Origin of the sequence: Streptomyces sp. NPDC001231 (genome assembly GCF_042896885.1) — a bacterium.
Taxonomy (GTDB): Bacteria; Actinomycetota; Actinomycetes; order Streptomycetales; family Streptomycetaceae; genus Streptomyces.
The window spans coordinates 101,833-122,195 of record NZ_JBIAXS010000005.1 but is presented as its reverse complement, the minus strand read 5'-3'; the positions used below and the strand labels follow the sequence as shown (position 1 = coordinate 122,195).

The window sequence follows — 20,363 nt, the reverse complement described above, 5'->3', positions numbered from 1 at the left end:
GTGCGGCGGCCCTAGGCCTTTTCCCGGACGTGTACGGCAGGATGTGCCCCATGCCCAGTGCTGAATCGACGCAAGCGAGCGTGCACGAGCCGGACCCGGTGCGGCCCACCAAGGAGGACGAGGTCGCGGCGGCCGGCAGTGAGCTGATCGGCGGCCCCGTCGGGCGGCGTGTCCTGCTCGGGAGGTCCTGGTGGACCCCCGTACGGGTCGTCGCGCTCGTCGCGATCGGCATGTTCGCCCTCGGCCTGGTCCAGAAGGTGCCCTGCTACCACGGTGCCTGGTTCTTCGGCGCGAGTTCGCAGTACACGAAGGCCTGCTACTCGGACATTCCGCACCTCTACCAGGGCCGCGGCTTCGCCGAGGGCCTCGTGCCCTACTTCGACAAGCTCCCCGGCGACATGCCGTACCTGGAGTACCCCGTACTGACCGGGGTGTTCATGGAGGTGGCCTCCTGGCTGACCCCGCACAGCGGCAGCATCCAGCACCAGGAACAGTGGTACTGGATGGTCAACGCCGGGATGCTGATGGTGTGCGCCGCCGTCATCGCCGTCTGCGTGGCCCGCACACACGCCCGGCGACCGTGGGACGGTCTGCTGGTCGCCCTCGCGCCGGCCTTCGCGTTGACCGCCACCATCAACTGGGACCTGCTGGCGGTCGCCCTGACGGCCGCCGCGATGCTGATGTGGTCTCGCGGGCGCTCGGTGGCCTTCGGCGTCCTGCTGGGTCTCGCCACGGCCGCCAAGCTCTATCCCGTCTTCCTGCTCGGCCCGCTGTTCGTGCTGTGCTGGCGGGCGGGCAAGTGGCGGGACTTCGGCAAGGCCCTGGCGGGCGCCGTCGTCACCTGGCTGGTGGTGAACGTGCCGGTGATGGCCTTCGCCTCGGAGGGCTGGTGGCAGTTCTACAAGTTCAGCCATGACCGGGGTGTCGACTTCGGCTCCTTCTGGCTCATCTGGGCCCAGAACTCGAGCAGCCCGCCGAGTACCGACTTCGTCAACACCACGGCCACACTGCTCGTGGTGCTGTGCGCCCTCGGTATCGCGGCGCTGACGCTGTACGCCCCGCGCCGTCCGCGCTTCGCCCAGCTCGCCTTCCTGATCGTGGCGGCCTTCATCGTCACCAACAAGGTCTACTCGCCGCAGTACGTCCTGTGGCTGGTCCCGCTGGCCGCGCTGGCCCGCCCCAAGTGGCGGGACTTCCTGATCTGGCAGGCCTGCGAGGTGGCCTACTTCCTCGGCATCTGGATGTACCTGGCGTACACGACCAGCGGAGACGCCCACAAGGGTCTGCCGACCGACGGCTACCACTGGGCGATCGCCGTGCACCTGCTGGGCACGCTGTACCTGAGCGCGGTCGTCGTGCGCGACATCCTCATGCCGGAACGGGACGTGGTGCGCCGCGCCGGCGACGACGACCCCTCGGGCGGTGTCCTCGACGGTGCCGAGGACGTCTTCGTCCTCGGCACCCGGGCCCGTCCGCCGCACCGGGAGGCCGACTTCGGCGGACCGCAGGTGGAGTGGGGCGGACAGGGCACGTCGGCACCCCAGAGCGGTTCGCTCTGAGCGAACAGGGATTCAGGAGGTCATGCGAAAGGCCGTACCCGGCACTGCCGGGTACGGCCTGTCGTGCGAGAACGGGTGCTCGGGGGGACGGCTCAGTGATCCATGAGCCGGTCGAACTGCGTGGTGGTGTGGCGCAGATGGGCCACCAACTCGTCACCGACCTTGGGCTCTTGTGCGTCCGAGGGAACGAACAGGATCGACACCTGCATGTGCGGCGGCTCCGCGAACCAGCGCTGCTTGCCGCTCCAGACGAACGGGGAGAGGTTGCGGTTCACCGTGGCCAGGCCGGCGCGGGCGACGCCCTTGGCGCGCGGCATGACGCCGTGCAGCGCCTTGGGGGCCTCCAGGCCCACTCCGTGCGACGTACCGCCCGCCACGACCACCAGGAAGCCGTCCGAGGCCGCCTTCTGCTGGCGGTAGCCGAAACGGTCGCCCTTGGTGACCCGCGTGACGTCCAGGACCGCGCCGCGGTACTCGGTGGCCTCGTGGTCCCCCAGCCAGAGCCGCGTGCCGATACGGGCACGGAACTGCGTCTGCGGGAACTGCTGCTGCAACCGGACGAGTTCCTCCGCCTTGAGGTGGCTGACGAACATCGTGTGCAGCGGCAGGCGGGCCGCGCGCAGCCGGTCCATCCAGCCGATGACCTCCTCCACGGCGTCCGAACCGTCCGTGCGGTCCAGCGGCAGATGGATGGCGAAGCCCTCCAGCCGGACGTTCTCGATGGCGGCGTGCAGCTGCGGCAGGTCCTGCTCGCTGATGCCGTGCCGCTTCATCGAGGACATCACCTCGATGACGACACGGGCCCCGACGAGGCCGTACACCCCATCGACCGATGACACCGAGCGGATCACACGGTCGGGCAGCGGTACCGGCTCCTCGCCGCGGCGGTAGGGCGTCAGCACCAGCAGGTCACCGCTGAAGAAGTCCTTGATGCGGGCGGCCTCGTACGTCGTGCCGACGGCGAGGATGTCGGAGCCCAGCCGGGTGGCCTCCTCCGCCAGCCGCTCGTGCCCGAATCCGTAGCCGTTGCCCTTGCAGACCGGGACCAGCCCGGGGAACTGCTCCTGCACGTGCTTGTGGTGCGCCCGCCAGCGCGCGGTGTCGACGTAGAGCGTGAGCGCCATGGCCGGACCTGGAACCTTTCTCGGGGGTGCGGTGTATCAGAAGTATGGAAGGTGTCGACGGGGTCGAAGCGAAGAGCGTCAGGTCAGCGGCGCGACATGTAGATGTCGAGCGCCTTGTGGAGCAGCTTGTTCAGCGGGAAGTCCCACTCCCCGAGGTACTCGGCGGCCTGGCCGCCGGTGCCGACCTTGAACTGGATCAGACCGAAGAGGTGGTCGGTCTCGTCCAGCGAGTCGGAGATGCCGCGCAGGTCGTAGACGGTGGCGCCGAGCGCGTAGGCGTCGCGCAGCATCCGCCACTGCATCGCGTTCGAGGGCCGGACCTCACGGCCGATGTTGTCGGAGGCGCCGTAGGAGTACCAGACGTGCCCGCCCACGATCAGCATCGTCGCCGCGGCCAGGTTCACGCCGTTGTGCCGGGCGAAGTACAGCCGCATGCGGTTGGGGTCCTCGGTGTTGAGGGCCGTCCACATGCGCTGGAAGTACGACAGCGGGCGGGGCCGGAAGTGGTCGCGCACCGCGGTGATCTCGTACAGCCGCTGCCATTCCTCGAGATCCTGGTAGCCGCCCTGGACGACCTCGACCCCGGCCTTCTCCGCCTTCTTGATGTTGCGGCGCCACAGCTGGTTGAAGTTCTTGTGCACCTCTTCCAGGGACCGGTTGGCGAGCGGCACCTGAAAGATGTAACGGGGCTGCACGTCGCCGAAGCCGGCGCCGCCGTCCTCGCCCTGCTGCCAGCCCATACGGCGCAGCTTGTCGGCGACCTCGAAGGCGCGGGGCTCGATGAAGTCGGCCTCCAGGTCGCGCAGGCGCTTGACGTCCGAGTCCTGGATGCCCTTCTTGATGGTCTCGGCGTTCCAGCGGCGGATGATCACCGGCGGGCCCATCTTCACCGAGAAGGCGCCCTGTTGCTTCAGATGCGCCAGCATCGGCTGGATCCAGTCGTCGAGATTCGGCGCGAACCAGTTGATGACCGGGCCCTCGGGCAGGTAGGCGAGATACCGCTTGATCTTGGGCAGTTGGCGGTACAGGACGAGACCCGCGCCGACCAGTTCGCCGGTGCGGTCGTCGAACCAGCCCAGGTTCTCCGAGCGCCACTCCGCCTTGACCTCTGCCCAGGCCGGGACCTGCATGTGACTCGCCGCGGGCAGGTTCTGGATGTAGGCCAGATGCTGCTCTCGACTGATGGTCCTCAGGGTCAGGCTCATTCGGGGCGCTCCTCGGGCTGGCGTGTCCCCATGGGTACAGGGGCTCCGGCTCTCGCGCCGAAGCCTACTGCGCCCTGGGAGCGCGCAGACTGGCCGCACGCAACCTTCGCCCCGGCCTGTTCACCGCCGTGGCGCCGGGCGTGCGGTCATACGGGCGGCGTCCGCGGTGTCCGGCGGACGCCGTCCATAAGGAGCGGCCGGGCGTGCCCGTTGTCAGCTGAACAGGCCGCCGAAGAGGCCGCCGTGCGCCAGGCCGAGATAGAAGCCGACCGCGGAGGCGCCGAGGCCGAGGATCAGCCCGAAGCGCTCGCGCGTCGTCACGGAGATCCACTGTCCGTACGCCCCGGTGAGGATCCCCACCAGACCGGCCCAGGAGCTCAGCAGGTGCAGGCTGTGGAAGAGGAGCCCGGTGATGAACGCCAGCACGCCCAGCACCAGGGTCACCACGAGCAGGGTGTCCTGGACCGGGTGGGACTTGCCGTCGGTGGCGAAGAGGCCACCACCCGCGGCGGTGTTCGGTCGCATCGTCTGTGCCATGGAGCACCTCCAGCGAAAAGCGGCGCATCTTAGCGCGGTGCACACCCGAGGTGTCCAGGTTGACGGGTCCGGAGCCCCGATTTCAACCGGAAGCGGGTGTGCGGGTAGTCTGTACGTTCTGCACGGTGTCTGCCCAGGCTGAGCCACGGCCAACCTGGAGAGTCCGTCAGCCGGCCCTCGTTGTCAGTGGCGGCTGATGTACTGCAAGCACTGTTGCGTACGCATAACAACCCTCCTGCCACGGAACGACCGTGGCCGTTGAGTCCAGAGGAGGTGGGTTCCACATGCGTCACTACGAGGTGATGGTCATCCTCGACCCCGATCTCGAGGAGCGTTCTGTCTCCCCGCTGATCGAGAACTTCCTTTCTGTCGTCCGTGACGGTGGCGGAAAGGTCGAGAAGGTCGACACCTGGGGCCGTCGTCGTCTCTCGTACGAGATCAAGAAGAAGCCCGAGGGCATCTACTCGGTCATCGACCTGCAGGCCGAGCCTGCGGTCGTCAAGGAGCTCGACCGCCAGATGAACCTGAACGAGTCGGTCCTCCGGACCAAGGTCCTCCGCCCCGAGACCCACTGAGCCCTTCGCTCAGCTGATCTCGGGATTCGAGTAGCAAGCAGCCAGAGCAAACCCGCCGAGAGGTTCCCCCATGGCAGGCGAGACCGTCATCACGGTCGTCGGCAATCTTGTCGACGACCCCGAGCTGCGCTTCACCCCGTCCGGTGCGGCGGTCGCGAAGTTCCGCGTCGCGTCCACTCCCCGCACCTTCGACCGCCAGACGAACGAGTGGAAGGACGGCGAGAGCCTCTTCCTCACCTGCTCGGTCTGGCGTCAGGCGGCGGAGAACGTCGCCGAGTCGCTCCAGCGAGGCATGCGCGTCATCGTGCAGGGCCGGCTGAAGCAGCGGTCCTACGAGGACCGTGAGGGCGTCAAGCGCACGGTCTACGAGCTGGACGTCGACGAAGTCGGTGCCAGCCTGCGCAACGCCACGGCCAAGGTCACCAAGACCTCGGGCCGCGGTGGTCAGGGTGGTTACGGCGGCGGCGGTGGCGGCCAGGGTGGCGGCGGTTGGGGCGGTGGCCCCGGCGGCGGCCAGCAGGGCGGCGGTGCTCCCGCCGACGACCCGTGGGCGACCGGCGCTCCCGCCGGTGGCAACCAGGGTGGCGGCGGCTGGGGCGGCAGCTCCGGCGGCGGTGGCGGCTACTCGGACGAGCCCCCCTTCTAGGCGGGCCGTACCACACTTCTTGATCACACAGGAGAAACACCATGGCGAAGCCGCCTGTGCGCAAGCCTAAGAAGAAGGTCTGCGCTTTCTGCAAGGACAAGGTCACGTACGTGGACTACAAGGACACGAACATGCTGCGGAAGTTCATTTCCGACCGCGGCAAGATCCGTGCCCGTCGCGTGACCGGCAACTGCACGCAGCACCAGCGTGACGTCGCCACGGCTGTCAAGAACAGCCGTGAGATGGCGCTGCTGCCCTACACCTCCACCGCGCGCTAAGGGAAGGGTGAGCCACACATGAAGATCATCCTCACCCACGAGGTCTCCGGCCTCGGTGCCGCGGGCGACGTCGTGGACGTCAAGGACGGCTACGCTCGCAACTACCTGATCCCGCGGAAGTTCGCGATCCGCTGGACCAAGGGCGGCGAGAAGGACGTCGAGCAGATCCGTCGTGCTCGCAAGATCCACGAGATCCAGACCATCGAGCAGGCCAACCAGATCAAGGCCCAGCTCGAGGGCGTGAAGGTCCGCTTGGCCGTCCGCTCCGGCGACTCTGGCCGCCTGTTCGGCTCCGTCACCCCGGCCGACGTCGCCTCGGCGATCAAGGCTGCCGGCGGTCCCGAGGTCGACAAGCGCCGCATCGAGCTGGGCACGCCGATCAAGACCCTGGGCGGTCACGAGACGTCCGTGCGTCTGCACCCCGAGGTTGCCGCCAAGGTCAGCATCGAGGTCGTCGCCGCGTAAGGCACTCCGCTCGGCTTGAGTAGTCGGGAAGGGGGCCGCATCCGTCGAGGATGCGGCCCCCTTCCGCGTGACTTGGGGTCAGTGGCGCTGAGGTCAGGGGCGCGGGAACGGCGTTTCATGTGAAACGTGGCAGCCCGCGGTGTTTCACGTGAAACGGTCAGCGTGTCGCTCCCGTGACGACCCAGCGGCCCGAGCGGGAACGCAGCCACAGCGTCAGCATCCGCACGGTCATCATCAACGTCATGGCCGCCCAGAGCGCGGTGAGCCCGCCGCCCAGAAGGGGAACGAGCAACGCCACAGGCGTGAAGACCGCCAAGGTCACCAGCATGGCGCCGGCGAGATACGGTCCGTCCCCCGCGCCCATCAGCACACCGTCCAAGACGAAGACCACGCCGCAGATCGGCTGGGAGAACGCCACCAGGAGCAGTGCGGCCAGTGCCGTGTCCTTGACGAGGGCGTCACTGGTGAACAGCGACAGGAAGAGCGGTCGGCTCAGGATCACCAGGAGCCCGAGGGCGAATCCGACGGCTATCCCCCACTGCACCATGCGCCGACAGGCTTCGCGAGCGCCCTCCGGATCGCCAGCGCCGAGATAACGGCCGATGATGGCCTGTCCGGCGATCGCGATGGCGTCGAGGGCGAACGCGAGCAGGCTCCACAGGGACAGGACGATCTGGTGGGCGGCGATGTCCGCGTCACCGAGGCGGGCCGCCACGGCCGTGGCGATCATCAGGATCGCTCGCAGGGAGAGCGTACGGACGAGCAGCGGGGCACCGGCCTGTGCGGATGCCCTGATGCCGGCCCGATCGGGCCGCAGGGAGGCGTGGTGCCGGCGGGCCCCACGGACGACCACACAGAGGTAGACCGCCGCCATGCCGAACTGGGCGATGACGGTGCCCCAGGCCGAGCCCGCGATGCCGAGTCCGGCGCCATAGACGAGCCCGACATTGAGGGCGGCGTTGGCGACGAACCCGGCGACGGCGACATACAGCGGCGTCCGGGTGTCCTGGAGCCCACGAAGGACTCCGGTCGCGGCCAGCACGATGAGCATGGCCGGAATCCCGAATGAGGAGATGCGCAGATAGGTCGTCGCATACGGTGCCGCCGTGTGCGAGGCGCCGAAAAGGTCCACCAGGGTGGGCGCGGTGGGCAGGACGACCGCGATGACGGCGGCCCCGAGCAGCAGTGCCAGCCAGATGCCGTCCATGCCCTGGCGGATGGCTGCCCGGATATCGCCCGCGCCGACGCGGCGGGCGACGGCCGCCGTGGTGGCGTAGGCGAGGAAGACGAAGACGCTGACGGCGGTGGTCAGAAGGGCCGAGGCGATACCGAGTCCGGCGAGCTGCGCTGTGCCGAGATGGCCGACGATCGCGCTGTCGGCCATCACGAACAGGGGCTCGGCGACGAGTGCGCCGAAGGCCGGTACGGCCAGCGCGACGATCTCTCGGTCGTGCCGGCGCCGGGTGGCCGGGCGGCGTGCGGGGGCCTGTGTCATGAGCACCAATGTAATCGTCCACAGGTAAGAGATGCAAAGCCCTTGCAGTCCTTACTTGAGGTTTGGTGGCGTTCGCTTGTGCGTACCGTTCGAGGCGATCTTGGTCCGACTGGGAAAGTTTTTCTTCTGCACAGCCGGTGGACGGGAAAACAGCAGGCCAACGGGGTCCTGTGGGTGGAGCCGAGGGCTTTTTCACAGGGCTGTCCACCGGCTCGTGCACAGGTTTCGCCGAGTTCTCCACAGCATCGGGGCGCTCGTCCACATGGCCTGTGGATAACCAGATTGGCTGACGCTGTTCTGGGCCCTACCGTGGTCCGGCGCCCGCTCCGTCCGCCGGCTTCCAAAGCGTCATAAACCTGACGCGCCTGAAGCGGAGTTGGGCCTCTCATTTGTCAGTGCCGTCCCGTACAAAAGAGGGGCACGGCGAGGTCCGCTCGGCGGACGGGAGGAGGCTGCTCGGTGAGCATTTCCGAGCCCTTGGACGACCCGTGGGCCGACAGCGGTCCAGGTGATCGTCTGCCCGCCTCCCGTCGCCGCCCCGACGCGGAGCGCGGCCGGGGCGAGCAGCACGACCGCGGCCGGGAGAACGGCACGTGGGACGACGGGGGCTCCGCCTTCGAACGCGTTCCCCCACAGGACCTCGATGCCGAACAGTCGGTCCTCGGCGGGATGCTCCTGTCGAAGGACGCCATCGCCGACGTGGTGGAGATCCTCAAGGGCCATGACTTCTACAAGCCGGCTCACGAGACGATCTACCAGGCGATCCTCGACGTCTATGCCAAGGGCGAGCCGGCCGACCCCATCACCATCGCCGCCGAGCTCACCAGACGCGGCGAGATCAACAAGGTCGGCGGTGCCTCGTATCTGCACTCGCTCGTGCAGACCGTGCCGACGGCGGCGAACGCCGCGTACTACGCCGAGATCGTCCACGAGCGGGCGATCCTGCGCCGCCTGGTCGAGGCAGGTACGCGTATCACCCAGATGGGATACGCGGCCGACGACGACGTCGACGAGATCGTCAACCGCGCCCAGGCCGAGGTCTACGCGGTCACCGAGCAGCGCACCAGCGAGGACTACCTGCCGCTGGGCGACATCATGGAGGGCGCGCTCGACGAGATCGAGGCGATCGGCTCGCGCAGCGGGGAGATGACCGGTGTGCCCACCGGGTTCACCGACTTCGACTCGCTGACGAACGGTCTGCACCCGGGTCAGATGATCGTCATCGCCGCGCGTCCCGCGATGGGCAAGTCGACGCTCGCGCTGGACTTCGCGCGGGCGGCGTCGATCAAGAACAACCTGCCCAGCGTCATCTTCTCGCTGGAGATGGGGCGCAACGAGATCGCGATGCGTCTGCTGTCCGCCGAGGCCCGGGTCGCCCTGCACCACATGCGTTCGGGCACGATGACCGACGAGGACTGGACGCGGCTGGCCCGCCGGATGCCGGACGTCTCGGCCGCCCCGCTCTACATCGACGACTCCCCGAACCTGTCGATGATGGAGATCCGTGCCAAGTGCCGGCGCCTGAAGCAGCGCAACGACCTCAAGCTGGTCGTGATCGACTATCTCCAGCTGATGCAGTCCGGCGGTTCCAAGCGTGCCGAGAGCCGGCAGCAGGAGGTCTCGGACATGTCCCGAAACCTCAAGCTGCTGGCCAAGGAGCTGGAGATCCCGGTCATCGCGCTCTCCCAGCTCAACCGTGGCCCCGAGCAGCGCACCGACAAGAAGCCGATGGTCTCCGACCTGCGTGAGTCGGGATCCATTGAGCAGGACGCCGACATGGTCATCCTGCTGCACCGCGAGGACGCCTACGAGAAGGAGTCGCCGCGCGCCGGCGAGGCCGACCTGATCGTCGCCAAGCACCGAAACGGTCCGACCGCGACGATCACGGTCGCCTTCCAGGGCCACTACTCGCGGTTCGTGGACATGGCACAGACCTGATCCGGCGACCTGTAGGGTCTCAAAAGCCTTGGCAGAATCTCAGGGCAGTTGGCAGATGGATGGCAGAAATGCCACCGCCATGAGACTTGCAGTTCAGGGGCTTCACTCGTTTGGGTGACTCGGGCGGTAGTCCGGGTCACCCAGGGGGTGTCACCCGCGGAGCATATGGCCCGTGACTCCCGGACGGGCGCTCAGCGCCTCGTCTCGTACCTGGTCAGGACCACGCCGCCGGGAAACGTCCGCGTCTCCACCAGGTTCAGGTTCACCCAGTTGTCCAGCGCGGTGAAGAACGGCGTGCCGCCGCCCACCAGGACCGGCGCGGTGGCCAGCACGTACTCGTCAATCAGCCCGGCCCGCATGGCCGCCCCGGCGAGCGTCGCGCCGCCGATGTCCATCGGGCCGCCGTCCTCGGCCTTGAGCCGGGTGATCTCGGCGACCGCGTCGCCGGTGACCAGGCGGGTGTTCCAGTCGACCTTGTCGATCGTCGAGGAGAACACCACCTTCGACATGTCCCGCCAGCGGCGCGCGAACTCGCTCTCCGCCGGGGTGGCGTTGGGCTGCTGGTCGCCGGTCGGCCAGTAGGAGCTCATCGTCTGCCACAGCTTGCGCCCGTACAGCGACAGGTCGGTCGCCTGCAACTGGTCGGACCAAAATTGGAACAGCTCGTCGCTCGGCACGCTCCAGCCGATGTCGTCGCCGGGCGCGGCGATGTAGCCGTCCAGGGTCAGGTTCATGCCGTAGATCAGTTTCCGCATGGCGCCAGCCTTCCGTGAGTCGGTCTCACGCGTACAGACCGGCGCGGCGCGGGAAACTCATCGGTGCGCGATCTGAGCTCACATGTAGTCCTCGTGCTCGGTGGCTCAGCCGCAGACTCATCGTTCCGCCGAGGAAATGGCATCGATCTGAGACTGATCTTGGGTGACATCGCGGTGAGACAACAGAGAACCAGCAGGTCACAGAAGATCGACATGTCATCGGCGGCGAGACCCTACACGCCCGCGGGCCGCCCGAGCACGGCTCTCCGTGGCCGTTCGGAGAAATCTGCTCGACGTGTGCCGGACGCTCCGGGTGGACTGGGGGCATGACGACATCTCAGGATGACCTGCTTCCCGGTACCCGCCGGGCGCTGCTGCACCGGATCGCCGTGGCCCAGACCGAGGGACGGGTGCCGTCGCTCGTCGCCGCGGTTGCGCGGGACGGGCGGACGGTCTGGCACGGTGCGCGGACGTCGGTGGACGGACACGCACCGGACCAGAACACGCAGTACCGCATTGGCTCGATCACCAAGACCTTCACCGCCGTGCTCGTTCTGCGGCTGCGCGACGAGGGCCTGCTCGACCTCGGGGACCCGCTGGAGAAGCATCTGCCGGGCACCGGCGTGGGGGAGGCGACCGTAGCCGATCTACTGGCGCACACGGGCGGGCTGGCAGCCGAGTCGCCGGCGCCCTGGTGGGAGAGATCGCCGGGGTCGCTGCGTCCCGAACTGGCCGATGTACTGGGCGAGGAACCGCTGCGGCATCCGGTCGGCCGGCGGTTTCACTACTCGAATCCCGGCTACACCCTGCTGGGTGCGCTCGTCGAGGAGCTGCGGGGCGCTCCCTGGGAGGAGGTTCTGCGGCGTGAAGTGCTCGAACCCCTGGTTCTGCACCGCACGAGTGCCCGCCCCGAGGCACCGCACGCGCAGGGCTGGGCCGTGCATCCCTGGGCCGATGCGCTGATGCCCGAGCCCGCCGAGGACCTCGGGCGGATGGCTCCGGCCGGGCAACTGTGGTCCACGACAGGTGATTTGGCCCGCTTCGCCGTCTTCCTGGTCCAGGGGGACGACGGGGTGCTGAGCGCCGAGTCGCTGCGGGAGATGAGGACTCCGGCAGCTCCGCCCGAGGCGGCGGATGTGGCGTCCGGGTACGCGTACGGCCTGGGACTCGAGGCGCGGCGGTGGGGCGAGCGCCTCCTCGTCGGGCACAGCGGGTCGCTTCCGGGCTTCCTGGCTTCACTCACCATCGGTGTGGAGGACGACGTGGCCGCGGTGGTGCTGGCGAACTGCACGTCCGGGCCGGCGGTCGCCACGGTGGGGGCCGACCTCGTGCGGATCGTCGCCGACGCCGAGCCGCGGATCCCGGAGCCCTGGCGGCCGCTGCGGAAGGTCGAGCCGTCGGTGCTGGAACTGGCGGGGCAGTGGTACTGGGGGACCTACGGGTTCGGCCTGCGGCTGACGGCCGACGGATTCGCCTCGTTGGAGCCGCTGTCCGGCAACGGCCGGCGTTCGCGGTTCCGGTCGAACGGTGACGGGACCTGGACGGGACTGGAGGGCTACTACGCCGGAGAGGTGCTGCGGGTGGTGCGACGGCCGGACGGGTCCGTGGACCATCTGGACCTCGGGTCGTTCGTGTTCACGCGTCAGCCGTACGACGTAGACGCTTCCGTGCCTGGCGGCGTGGACCCGGAGGGGTGGCGCGGCATCGGATAGCGCCCGGAAGCCCTGAGGGGTGGGCGTTTCACGTGAAACGCCCACCCCTCGGCGTGTTCGAGGTGCTCACAGGTGGAGCTTGAAGCCCAGGTGCGAGGCCTCGAAGCCCAGCCGCTCGTAGAAGCGGTGGGCGTCGGCGCGTGTCCTGTCCGAGGTCAGCTGGACCAGCTGGCAGCCTTCGCGTCGTGATGTGTCGACGGCCCACTCGATGAGCCGTGTGCCCAGGCCGCTGCCGCGCTCGTCCGCGTGGATGCGGACCCCTTCGATGATCGACCGGGTGGAGCCGCGCCGGGACAGGCCCGGAATGATCGTGAGCTGGAGCGTGCCGACGACGCGGTCCTCGCGCACGGCGACCACCAGGTGCTGGTGGGGATCGGCGCTGAGCCGCTCCAGCGCGGTCAGATAGGGCGCGAGGTCGTCCGGGGACTCACGCTGCGCCCCCAGCGGGTCGTCCGCGAGCATGGCCACGATGGCGGGGACGTCGGCGGCGACAGCGGCTCGTATGGCGAGATCTTCCATGCCCCGCACCCTATGGGCTGGTCCGGCCCGCACCGGGCCATGCCGGGGCAGGTCTATGCCGGGGCGGTCGCGTGCAAGGACTCGACGGCCCGGACCAGCGGTGCCAGATCGGGGTTCTTCGCGGCTTCGTCGAGTGCCTCGCGCAGGGCGCCATCGTTGGTCGGCCGGGCCTGGGCCAGGAGTTTGAGACCGGCTTCGGTGACGTTGGTGTAGATGCCGCGGCGGTCCGTGGGGCACAGATAGCGCTCGAGCAGACCGCGGTCCTCCAGCCGGGTGACCAGCCGTGTGGTGGCGCTCTGGCTGAGGACGACCGCGTCCGCGACCTGCTTCATCTGCAGATGACCGCCCTCACCGTCGTGCTGCCGGCTGAGCACGTCGAGCAGCGAGTATTCGCGCACGCTGAGATCGTGCCCGGCCTGAAGGGCGCGCTCGACGTGTGCCTCGATCCTGTCGTGCAGCAGGGCGAGCGCGGACCAGCCCTGGGCCAGGGCGGTCAGCGCGGGGTCCGTCGCTGTCATGGGCGTTTCCTCCGTCCCGGAGCGGCTGAATCCAGGATAGGGCAGCGCAACGATAGACAGCCTTTGAAGGTATAGCGCGTGCACAACTATTGCGCCCTTCCGGCTTGCCCGGAGCGGTTGCCTCAGCCCGCCGCCACGGTGAGCGGTGCGAACCGGCGGGTCCAGTCCCCGGGCGGCTCCGCGACGCCGTACATCATGACGTCATTGCGCATCACCGGCGCCAGGCCGCGTTCCGTCACCCAGGCCAGCAGCTCTTCGTGGCGTACGTCGATGTCCGTGCGCAGCCGGCGGTCGGTTCGGGCGGCGAGGGAGGCGATCAGGGCCTTGGCCGCTTCCGTGTCCCGGGCGATCAGGGGACCCACGACATGGGTGTCCATGTTGGGCCAGGCCGCCGCGTACCCGATGATCCGGTCGTGCTCCTCGGCGACGCGCAACTGGTCGGCGAACGCGGGCAGTCGCGTGATGACCGGGGTTCGGTCAATGCCGAACACCTCCTCGTCGAGCCGCAGGATGCCCGGGAGGTCCGCCGCGGTGGCCGCGCGCGTGGCGACAGGAGTCCGCGACTCGTCCGATGTGAAGGGCCCGACCACCATCTCCGCCCTGCCGGTGACCTTGAAGCCCAGCTCCTCGTAGAGCGGGCGGCCGAGCGGGGTCGCGTGGAGGGTCAGGGGGGTGCTGTCCATCGTCGAGACCACGTGGCGCATCAGCCGCCGTCCGATGCCCTGGCGGGCATGTCGTTCGGCGACCAGGACCATGCCGATGGCGCCGAGATCCGGGCGGCCCTGCGGTCCGTACTCGCTCACGACACACGCGGCGACGAGTCCTCCGTCCGGGTCGTCGATGCCGTAGCCCGTCCCGGCCGTCAGAAGAAAGCTCCACTTGTGCTCCTCCCGCGGCCACCCCCGGTTCTCGGACAAGTCGGCGCAGGCGGTGAGATCGCGAAGCGTCAGGCGGCGGATGGGGGAGTGAGCGGGAGAAGGAGTCGACACGCAGGTCAGGCTGTCCGAAGGACCCCCTCGGCGTCCACCCGTTTCGGACCGGACGTACGTGCTTTTGGCCACGCCCGGGTGACCCGTTCCTCAGCCCAGGTCGGGAGCGTGCATGGCCCGCACGCCCTCGATGTTTCCGTCCAGGTAGTGGCGCAGGGACAGCGGCACCAGATGGACGGAGGCGATGCCGACCCGGGTGAACGGCACCCGTACGATCTCGTACTCGCCGGCGGGCTGGTCCACTTCGGGGCCATGCCGCTGGGAGGGGTTCATGGACTCCAGCCGGCAGACGAAGAAGTGCTGCACCTTCACACCGGTCGCGCCGCCGTCCTCGCCGATGTGCTCCACGGTGTCCACGAAGCAGGGCACCACGTCGGTGATCTTGGCGCCGAGTTCCTCGTGCACCTCGCGGTGCAGAGCGTCCACGACGGTCGCGTCCCCCGGCTCGACCCCGCCACCGGGGGTGACCCAGTAGGGATCGACACCGGGCTTGGTGCGCTTGATCAGGATCAGGTCGTCACCGTCGAGGAGAACGGCACGGGCGGTGCGCTTGACCACGGGTCGGACGGTCATGGGAGAAATGTGGCCCGGCTGGTTCCACGTGAAACATCGCACGCCGCCCCGGTCTCATGCCGCGCCCTTCTCCTGCCTCGGCTTTCCTTGTCCTCCCTTGTCCTTTCTAGTCCTCCCTTTCTAGTCCTCCCTTCTTCTCCGCTCAGCACCAGGCGGTGGCCGCCCGCAGCAGCCACTCATGGGCCCGCGCGATGTGCGGCATCGCCAGCGTTCCGGTACGGACCGCGAGGAAGTAGGTGCGCAGCGGTGGCACCGCCGGCTCGTGCAGCGGCACGATCTCCCCCCGCCCCAGGGCGGCCGTGCACAGATACCGGGGCAGCACCGCGAGCCCCGCGCCCGCCACCACGCAGGCCAGGACCGCGCGCAGATCGGGGACGATCACCGTGCCGGAGGCCGCGGGCCGGGCGTCGAAGACCGAGCCCCAGTAGCGGGAGGCGAAGGGCAGCGACTCGTGGACCTCGATCACGGGGACGGTGTCCAGGGCGGGCACGACCGTGCGGCGCGGTGTCGCCTGATCGATTCGCTCGGCCCAGCGCGGAGCGGCGACCAGGACGTGCTCCTCGTCGCACAGCGGAGCCGCCGTGAGCAGTCCGCCGCGGGGCCGGGCCGTGCTGATGGCCAGATCGTGATGTCCGGCGGACAGGCCGTCCAGGGCCTCCTCGGCGGTCCCGAAGGAGGTGCGCAGCGCGAAGCCCTGCCCGTCGTCGCCGGTCAGCCCGGTCAGCGCGGGCAGGGCCCGTTCCGCGATGAACTCCGGCGGCCCGGCCAGATGCAGAGTGCGCAGGGAGGACTCGTCGTCGAGGCCGGTCTCGGTGATCTCCACGAGCGCGTCCAGGTGCGGCGCGGCCTTGTGTGCGAGCTCGTCGCCGATGGTCGTGGGCGTCACACCGCGGGCCTGGCGCAGGAACAGGGGACGTCCCAGCTGCCGTTCCAGCGTGCGGATCTGGGAGGTGACGGCCGGCTGGGAGAGACCGAGGAGCGCCGCGGCGCGGGTGAAGGAGCCCGCTCGGTGCACGGTCACGAACGTGCGCAGCAATGCCAGATCCATGGCACGCCCACCCCTCTTGGTGCCTTTTGGTGTGACCCCCCGGCCCCGCCCAACTATAAATATGTCGATAGGTCCCTGTCGCTACCGTGATTGGACACTGACACTGAGTCAACTAGCCTTGTTTGCGCGGTTCTTCGCGCGCGGAACCGAGGGCGGTCCGAGCCACGAGGGGGGAGGCTCGGACCGCCCGCTGTGCACGGACGGAAACGGACGGAGACCGCCGGGAGGCTCGCAGGAGACCCGTCAGGGGCCCGTGGGGACCGGCCGGCGTCCGGGAGGCGGTCAGCGAGCCGGCTCGGCCGACTCGTCCAGCGCCCGCAGCACATCCGCCACCAGGTCCTCGGGGTCTTCCGCACCGACGGACATCCGGATGAAGCCCTCCGGCACCGCGTCGCCGCCCCAGCGTCCTCGCCGCTCGGCCGTGGAGCGCACCCCTCCGAAGCTCGTCGCGGGGTCCACGAGCCGCAGCGCGTCGAGAAAGTGCTCGGCACGCGCACGCGTGGCCAGTGTGAAGGACACCACGCACCCGTAGCGCCGCATCTGCCGTGAAGCGATCTTGTGGGAGGGGTCGTCGGGCAGCCCGGGGTAGCGCAGCCCGGTCACCTCGGGCCGACCGCGCAGCGCCTCGGCGAGAGCGAGGGCGGAGGCGTTCTGCCGGTCGACGCGCAGTTGCAGGGTGGCGATCGAACGGTGGGCCAGCCAGGCCTCCATCGGTCCCGGGATGGCACCGACGATCTTGCGCCAGCGGCGTACGGCCGCCATGGCCTCACCGTCGCGGCCGACGACGTATCCCAGCAGGATGTCGCCGTGCCCGCTGAGCTGCTTGGTGCCGCTGGCCACGGAGAAGTCCGCACCCAGCGCCAACGGCCGCTGCCCGAGCGGGGTCGCCAGGGTGTTGTCCACGGCGACCAGGGCGCCACGCGCGTGTGCCGCCTCGACCAGCCGCCGGATGTCGCACACGTCCAGCCCCGGGTTCGACGGGGACTCGATCCACAGCAGCCGTGCCCCGTCCAGCGCGTCGAGCTGGGCGTCCCCGCCGGTCGGCGCCGTGCGTACCTCGATCCCGTACTCCTGAAGCTGCTTACGCACCAGGGGCAGCGCCTGGTAGCCGTCGCTGGGCAGCACCACCGCGTCCCCGGCGCGCAACTGGGAGAAGAGCACCGACGAGATGGCGGCCATGCCGGAGGCGAACACGAGCGTCTCGACGCCGTCCTGCCCGGGTGCCTCCAGCTCGCCGATGGCGCGCTCCAGCAGCGTCCAGGTCGGGTTCTCGTCGCGGCCGTAGGTGTAGGGGCCCGTAGGGTCGCCCGGCAGATGGAAGTGGGCGGCGAACACCGGTCCCGGAAGCGTCGGTTCGTGCTTGACCGGCTCGGGCAGCCCGGCCCGCACCGCACGCGTGCCGTCACCGGCGCCGGTGGGGAAACGGGTCTGCTCCCGGGTGCCGTTCGGGTCGTCCGCAGCGGAGTCGTTCATACCGCTCTGCCTTCCTTCGCTTGCTGTCGTCCTGCGGCGAGCGCTGCGCGGCCCGCCGCCCACTTCCCTCTCGGGGCGCTCCCTCGGCCCCTCGGATCAGTCCTCGTCCGGGAGGACCAGGTTCAGCGCCCAGGAGACGACCGAGACGATCAGGCCGCCCAGGACGGCCGTCCAGAAGCCCTCGACATGGAAGCTCAGGTTGAGCTTGCCGCACACCCACGACGTCAGCAGCAGCATCAGAGCGTTGACCACCAGGGTGATCAGGCCCAGCGTCAGGATGAACAACGGGAAGGTCAGTACCTTCACGATCGGCTTGACCAGGAAGTTCACCAGCCCGAAGATCAGAGCGACGACGATCAGCGTGCCGGCCTTCTTGGCGGTGCTGTCGCCGGTCAGGGTGATCTTGTCGAGCAGCCACACGGCGACCGCCAGGGCGCCCGCGTTGGCGATCGTCTTGACTACGAAATTCTTCATGTGTCTGATCGTGGCAGACCAGATCGACTACGAGTACGGGCGAGGGCGATGAAGGCATTCCGACTGGACGAGCTGGAGGCGGAGCGAGCCGCCAACGAGGGTGCCTACCTTCAGTTTCTGCGCGAGCGGAACATGTCGGTCGGTCTGTACGCGCTCAACGCGGGCGAGCACGACCCGCAGAAGCCGCACAACCAGGACGAGGTGTACTTCGTCGTGAGCGGCCGCGCCTCGATCACGGTCGGTCCGGAGACGACCGAGGTGGCCCGCGGCAGCGTGGTGTACGTGCCGGCCGGAGTCGCCCACAAGTTCCACCACATCAGCGAGGATCTGAGGGTCCTGGTGGTGTTCTCTCCCCCGGAAGCCTGAGGCGGCGTCTCGGGGTTCCCTAGGGGACCGGTCAGGGCAGGACAAGGGGTGCGAGGGCTCCGCGGGGCGCCCTCCCGGCTCTAGCATCGAGTGCAGAACATCGACAGGGCCCCGCACCGGGGGGTGCGGGATGCCGACAGGGCCCGGCACAGCGCCGGCGAAGAGATGAGGACGAGGGCAATGCGAGAGATCTTCGCGAGTCTGCCGTGGTGGGTGAAGTGGATCGCGGTGCCCGTCATCGCTCTGGTCGTCTTCGGCGGCGTGATAGCGAGCGTGATCGGCTTCGTGGTCTGGCTGCTGTTCAAGGTGCTGATCTTCGTCGCGCTGGTCGGCGGACTGATCTACATCGTGCGGAAGTTCATGGCGGGATCGTCCTCACGCAGCGACTGGTGAGTGCCAGGGGGTACCGGTGAACCGTTAACGGGAGTCGCCGGTTCCCTCGCGGGAGGGAAGTTTCCCGGACAAGCCGTCCGTGTGCGGTGACAGGCGGATAAGGTCCGGAGATCGAAGCGGGGGCCGGCCCCCGCGGGCGGCTTACACCCCCATTCGTGTTCCCCGCACGGCTGCCCCCTCGCGCTACGGGAGTGACCCCTTGGCCACGGTTGACACCGCACCCGCAGAACGGCACGCGCCGCCCGCACCCCGGGGGCCGTCCCGCTCGACGGCCCTCCCGGCGCAGCCACGTTCGTCGGCCCCCTTGGAACGGCCGAGGGCCACAGTCCCGGAGCAGCCGAGGCCCCAGCAGCCGCCGACCCTCATCGGATCCGTGCAGCGCGCGATGCGCCTGCTGGAGACCGTCGCGCGGCACGAGCACGGAGCGCCCGCCAAGCAGCTCGCCCGTGAGACGGGTCTGGCCCTGCCCACCGCCTACCACCTGCTGCGCACCCTCGTCCACGAGGGCTATCTGCGCCGCGACCGGGGCCTGTTCTTCCTGGGTGAGGCCGCCGAGCGGCTGAGTAGCAGCGGAGCGGCGCAGAAACGTCGCACCACGATCGTCGAGGCGCTCGCCCAGTGGCGGGATTCCATCGGTGCGCCGCTGTACTACGCGATGTACCGCGAGGGCGAGATCGAGCTCATGTGCGTCTCCGCCACCGCGGCCATCCCGGCAGTCGAGGAATGGGCCGGCTTCCGCGAGACCGGGCACGCGCACGCGATCGGCCAGTGCCTGCTGTCCCAGTTGGACGACAGGGGCCGCCGCGACCATCTCGACCGCTACCCCGTGCGGTCCCTCACCCCGTACACGGTCCGTGACGAGCACACGGTGCTGCGCCGCCTGGAACGGGCCCGGCCGATGGAGCCGGTGACCGAGCGCCAGGAGTACGCGCTGGGGGCGGTGTGCGCGGCGATTCCCATCACGGTGGGCACCACGGCGGCCGCGATGGCCCTCTCCCTGCCGGCCCATCAGGCGGACCGGCTGCTGCCCGCCGCGCGTCGGCTGCAACACGAGGTGGGGCGGCGTCTGGGCTCCCTCGCGCTCTCTATCAGTATCTGAAAACTCACTCCTTGTGATCTGATGTGCACGTTCAGCAAGATGCACCATTGTTGCGGGATGGATTCCCGGCCAGTCGACGGCAAACAACGGGGTAGCGATGCGCGAGTCCGTACAGGCAGAGGTCATGATGAGCTTTCTCGTGTCCGAGGAGCTCTCCTTCCGCATCCCGGTGGAGTTGCGGTACGAGACCTGTGATCCCTATGCCGTGCGGCTGACCTTCCATTTGCCGGGAGACGCCCCGGTGACCTGGGCGTTCGGGCGGGAGTTGCTGATCGACGGGGTGGGGACGCCGTGCGGGGACGGTGACGTGCGCATCTCACCGGCCGGCCGCGACTCGCTGAGCGAGGTCCTGATCCGGCTTCAGGTCGGCGGCGACCGGGCGCTGTTCCGCTCCTCGACGGCGCCGCTGGTGGCGTTCCTGGACCGTACGGACAAGCTGGTGCCCCTGGGCCAGGAGGGTGCGCTGGCCGACTTCGACGCCCACCTCGACGAAGCCCTGGACCGCATCCTGGCGGAGGAGCAGAGCGCGGGCTGAGGCGTCACGGCAGCGGACGCGGGTGGTGGTGTAACGCTTCGCCACGGCCTCAGGGGGTGCAGGAACGCTTCGTCGGCCGTCCAAGCA

General features: G+C 69.0%; 23 protein-coding genes. 11 read left to right on the top strand and 12 right to left on the bottom strand.

Going from position 1 to position 20,363, the window contains the following annotated elements; translation table 11 throughout:
• Positions 1-50 precede the first annotated feature (50 nt).
• Positions 51-1,559, top strand: a complete 1,509-nt coding sequence (locus ACFY3J_RS08290) for a glycosyltransferase family 87 protein (RefSeq protein ID WP_384174347.1) — start codon at positions 51-53, stop codon at positions 1,557-1,559.
• 92 nt (positions 1,560-1,651) lie between these two features.
• Here the strand turns inward: ACFY3J_RS08290 and ACFY3J_RS08285 are convergent, their stop codons facing one another.
• The 3 genes from ACFY3J_RS08285 to ACFY3J_RS08275 form a co-directional block, all read right to left on the bottom strand.
• Positions 1,652-2,683, bottom strand: a complete 1,032-nt coding sequence (locus ACFY3J_RS08285) for an alanine racemase (protein WP_384174344.1) — start codon at positions 2,681-2,683, stop codon at positions 1,652-1,654.
• A gap of 83 nt (positions 2,684-2,766) precedes the next feature.
• Positions 2,767-3,888 carry a peptidoglycan bridge formation glycyltransferase FemX gene (gene femX, locus ACFY3J_RS08280; protein ID WP_384174342.1) on the bottom strand — a complete coding sequence of 374 codons (1,122 nt, stop codon included), beginning with the start codon at positions 3,886-3,888 and terminating at the stop codon, positions 2,767-2,769.
• Between the two features lie 213 nt (positions 3,889-4,101).
• Positions 4,102-4,425 (bottom strand): hypothetical protein, encoded by a 324-nt coding sequence (locus tag ACFY3J_RS08275; protein WP_365426485.1) that lies wholly within the window; start codon positions 4,423-4,425, stop codon positions 4,102-4,104.
• Positions 4,426-4,709: 284 nt separating this feature from the next.
• Here ACFY3J_RS08275 and rpsF point away from each other — a divergent pair, with 284 nt between their 5' ends.
• The 4 genes from rpsF to rplI all read left to right on the top strand — a co-directional run bounded on the left by rpsF (position 4,710) and on the right by rplI (position 6,389).
• On the top strand, positions 4,710-5,000 hold the full coding sequence (rpsF, locus tag ACFY3J_RS08270) for a 30S ribosomal protein S6 (RefSeq protein ID WP_019324683.1): 291 nt from the start codon (positions 4,710-4,712) through the stop codon (positions 4,998-5,000).
• Positions 5,001-5,070: 70 nt separating this feature from the next.
• Positions 5,071-5,646, top strand: coding sequence for a single-stranded DNA-binding protein (locus tag ACFY3J_RS08265; protein WP_384174337.1), 576 nt, complete (start codon positions 5,071-5,073; stop codon positions 5,644-5,646).
• A gap of 41 nt (positions 5,647-5,687) precedes the next feature.
• Complete coding sequence (gene rpsR / locus ACFY3J_RS08260) at positions 5,688-5,924, top strand: 30S ribosomal protein S18 (protein ID WP_003949403.1); 237 nt, start codon at positions 5,688-5,690, stop codon at positions 5,922-5,924.
• A gap of 18 nt (positions 5,925-5,942) precedes the next feature.
• The gene (rplI, locus tag ACFY3J_RS08255) at positions 5,943-6,389 is read left to right on the top strand and encodes a 50S ribosomal protein L9 (RefSeq protein WP_384174334.1); all 447 of its coding nucleotides are present in this window, start codon (positions 5,943-5,945) and stop codon (positions 6,387-6,389) included.
• 157 nt (positions 6,390-6,546) lie between these two features.
• On the opposite strand, the gene ACFY3J_RS08250 is transcribed toward rplI, so the two are convergent.
• A complete protein-coding gene (locus ACFY3J_RS08250; protein ID WP_384174331.1) occupies positions 6,547-7,884 on the bottom strand; it encodes an MATE family efflux transporter in 1,338 nt (445 codons plus the stop codon).
• 459 nt (positions 7,885-8,343) lie between these two features.
• Between ACFY3J_RS08250 and dnaB the strand changes: the two genes are divergently transcribed.
• Positions 8,344-9,822, top strand: a complete 1,479-nt coding sequence (gene dnaB / locus ACFY3J_RS08245; RefSeq protein WP_384174328.1) for a replicative DNA helicase — start codon at positions 8,344-8,346, stop codon at positions 9,820-9,822.
• 191 nt (positions 9,823-10,013) lie between these two features.
• Here the strand turns inward: dnaB and ACFY3J_RS08240 are convergent, their stop codons facing one another.
• Complete coding sequence (locus tag ACFY3J_RS08240) at positions 10,014-10,577, bottom strand: dihydrofolate reductase family protein (protein WP_384174325.1); 564 nt, start codon at positions 10,575-10,577, stop codon at positions 10,014-10,016.
• A 326-nt stretch (positions 10,578-10,903) separates the two neighbouring features.
• Here ACFY3J_RS08240 and ACFY3J_RS08235 point away from each other — a divergent pair, with 326 nt between their 5' ends.
• The gene (locus tag ACFY3J_RS08235; RefSeq protein WP_390840568.1) at positions 10,904-12,289 is read left to right on the top strand and encodes a serine hydrolase domain-containing protein; all 1,386 of its coding nucleotides are present in this window, start codon (positions 10,904-10,906) and stop codon (positions 12,287-12,289) included.
• A 66-nt stretch (positions 12,290-12,355) separates the two neighbouring features.
• Here ACFY3J_RS08235 and ACFY3J_RS08230 read toward each other — a convergent pair whose 3' ends face one another.
• From ACFY3J_RS08230 to ACFY3J_RS08200, 7 genes are all read right to left on the bottom strand, one after another.
• The gene (locus ACFY3J_RS08230; protein ID WP_384174319.1) at positions 12,356-12,808 is read right to left on the bottom strand and encodes a GNAT family N-acetyltransferase; all 453 of its coding nucleotides are present in this window, start codon (positions 12,806-12,808) and stop codon (positions 12,356-12,358) included.
• A gap of 53 nt (positions 12,809-12,861) precedes the next feature.
• Positions 12,862-13,326 (bottom strand): MarR family winged helix-turn-helix transcriptional regulator, encoded by a 465-nt coding sequence (locus ACFY3J_RS08225; protein WP_384174316.1) that lies wholly within the window; start codon positions 13,324-13,326, stop codon positions 12,862-12,864.
• Between the two features lie 122 nt (positions 13,327-13,448).
• On the bottom strand, positions 13,449-14,315 hold the full coding sequence (locus tag ACFY3J_RS08220; RefSeq protein ID WP_390840567.1) for a GNAT family N-acetyltransferase: 867 nt from the start codon (positions 14,313-14,315) through the stop codon (positions 13,449-13,451).
• Positions 14,316-14,405: 90 nt separating this feature from the next.
• A complete protein-coding gene (locus ACFY3J_RS08215; RefSeq protein WP_225076418.1) occupies positions 14,406-14,888 on the bottom strand; it encodes an NUDIX domain-containing protein in 483 nt (160 codons plus the stop codon).
• A gap of 142 nt (positions 14,889-15,030) precedes the next feature.
• Complete coding sequence (locus ACFY3J_RS08210; RefSeq protein ID WP_384174309.1) at positions 15,031-15,936, bottom strand: LysR family transcriptional regulator; 906 nt, start codon at positions 15,934-15,936, stop codon at positions 15,031-15,033.
• Between the two features lie 282 nt (positions 15,937-16,218).
• Entirely contained in the window at positions 16,219-17,409 is a 1,191-nt protein-coding gene (locus ACFY3J_RS08205; protein ID WP_384174306.1) for a cystathionine gamma-lyase, read from the bottom strand.
• A 96-nt stretch (positions 17,410-17,505) separates the two neighbouring features.
• Entirely contained in the window at positions 17,506-17,883 is a 378-nt protein-coding gene (locus tag ACFY3J_RS08200) for a phage holin family protein (protein WP_141359890.1), read from the bottom strand.
• Positions 17,884-17,931: 48 nt separating this feature from the next.
• On the opposite strand from ACFY3J_RS08200, the gene ACFY3J_RS08195 reads away from it, so the two are divergent.
• From ACFY3J_RS08195 to ACFY3J_RS08180, 4 genes are all read left to right on the top strand, one after another.
• Positions 17,932-18,249: a cupin domain-containing protein gene (locus tag ACFY3J_RS08195; protein ID WP_384174302.1), complete on the top strand. Its 318-nt coding sequence runs from the start codon at positions 17,932-17,934 to the stop codon at positions 18,247-18,249.
• A gap of 180 nt (positions 18,250-18,429) precedes the next feature.
• Positions 18,430-18,642 (top strand): DUF5326 family protein, encoded by a 213-nt coding sequence (locus tag ACFY3J_RS08190; RefSeq protein ID WP_141359891.1) that lies wholly within the window; start codon positions 18,430-18,432, stop codon positions 18,640-18,642.
• Between the two features lie 199 nt (positions 18,643-18,841).
• The gene (locus ACFY3J_RS08185; protein WP_384174299.1) at positions 18,842-19,741 is read left to right on the top strand and encodes an IclR family transcriptional regulator; all 900 of its coding nucleotides are present in this window, start codon (positions 18,842-18,844) and stop codon (positions 19,739-19,741) included.
• Between the two features lie 97 nt (positions 19,742-19,838).
• Positions 19,839-20,276, top strand: a complete 438-nt coding sequence (locus ACFY3J_RS08180) for an SsgA family sporulation/cell division regulator (protein WP_141359892.1) — start codon at positions 19,839-19,841, stop codon at positions 20,274-20,276.
• Positions 20,277-20,363 lie beyond the last annotated feature (87 nt).

What these genes read in the sequence shown, in the direction of transcription:
- ACFY3J_RS08210 (WP_384174309.1), bottom strand. Translation starts at nt 15,936, where the DNA reads ATGGATCTGGCATTGCTGCGCACGTTCGTGACCGTGCACCGAGCGGGC.
- ACFY3J_RS08235 (WP_390840568.1), top strand. Translation starts at nt 10,904, where the DNA reads ATGACGACATCTCAGGATGACCTGCTTCCCGGTACCCGCCGGGCGCTG.
- ACFY3J_RS08250 (WP_384174331.1), bottom strand. Translation starts at nt 7,884, where the DNA reads ATGACACAGGCCCCCGCACGCCGCCCGGCCACCCGGCGCCGGCACGAC.
- ACFY3J_RS08195 (WP_384174302.1), top strand. Translation starts at nt 17,932, where the DNA reads ATGAAGGCATTCCGACTGGACGAGCTGGAGGCGGAGCGAGCCGCCAAC.
- ACFY3J_RS08200 (WP_141359890.1), bottom strand. Translation starts at nt 17,883, where the DNA reads ATGAAGAATTTCGTAGTCAAGACGATCGCCAACGCGGGCGCCCTGGCG.
- femX (WP_384174342.1), bottom strand. Translation starts at nt 3,888, where the DNA reads ATGAGCCTGACCCTGAGGACCATCAGTCGAGAGCAGCATCTGGCCTAC.
- rplI (WP_384174334.1), top strand. Translation starts at nt 5,943, where the DNA reads ATGAAGATCATCCTCACCCACGAGGTCTCCGGCCTCGGTGCCGCGGGC.
- ACFY3J_RS08205 (WP_384174306.1), bottom strand. Translation starts at nt 17,409, where the DNA reads ATGAACGACTCCGCTGCGGACGACCCGAACGGCACCCGGGAGCAGACC.
- ACFY3J_RS08285 (WP_384174344.1), bottom strand. Translation starts at nt 2,683, where the DNA reads ATGGCGCTCACGCTCTACGTCGACACCGCGCGCTGGCGGGCGCACCAC.
- ACFY3J_RS08265 (WP_384174337.1), top strand. Translation starts at nt 5,071, where the DNA reads ATGGCAGGCGAGACCGTCATCACGGTCGTCGGCAATCTTGTCGACGAC.
- ACFY3J_RS08225 (WP_384174316.1), bottom strand. Translation starts at nt 13,326, where the DNA reads ATGACAGCGACGGACCCCGCGCTGACCGCCCTGGCCCAGGGCTGGTCC.
- ACFY3J_RS08275 (WP_365426485.1), bottom strand. Translation starts at nt 4,425, where the DNA reads ATGGCACAGACGATGCGACCGAACACCGCCGCGGGTGGTGGCCTCTTC.
- ACFY3J_RS08230 (WP_384174319.1), bottom strand. Translation starts at nt 12,808, where the DNA reads ATGGAAGATCTCGCCATACGAGCCGCTGTCGCCGCCGACGTCCCCGCC.
- ACFY3J_RS08180 (WP_141359892.1), top strand. Translation starts at nt 19,839, where the DNA reads ATGCGCGAGTCCGTACAGGCAGAGGTCATGATGAGCTTTCTCGTGTCC.
- ACFY3J_RS08190 (WP_141359891.1), top strand. Translation starts at nt 18,430, where the DNA reads ATGCGAGAGATCTTCGCGAGTCTGCCGTGGTGGGTGAAGTGGATCGCG.
- ACFY3J_RS08290 (WP_384174347.1), top strand. Translation starts at nt 51, where the DNA reads ATGCCCAGTGCTGAATCGACGCAAGCGAGCGTGCACGAGCCGGACCCG.
- ACFY3J_RS08215 (WP_225076418.1), bottom strand. Translation starts at nt 14,888, where the DNA reads ATGACCGTCCGACCCGTGGTCAAGCGCACCGCCCGTGCCGTTCTCCTC.
- ACFY3J_RS08240 (WP_384174325.1), bottom strand. Translation starts at nt 10,577, where the DNA reads ATGCGGAAACTGATCTACGGCATGAACCTGACCCTGGACGGCTACATC.
- rpsR (WP_003949403.1), top strand. Translation starts at nt 5,688, where the DNA reads ATGGCGAAGCCGCCTGTGCGCAAGCCTAAGAAGAAGGTCTGCGCTTTC.
- rpsF (WP_019324683.1), top strand. Translation starts at nt 4,710, where the DNA reads ATGCGTCACTACGAGGTGATGGTCATCCTCGACCCCGATCTCGAGGAG.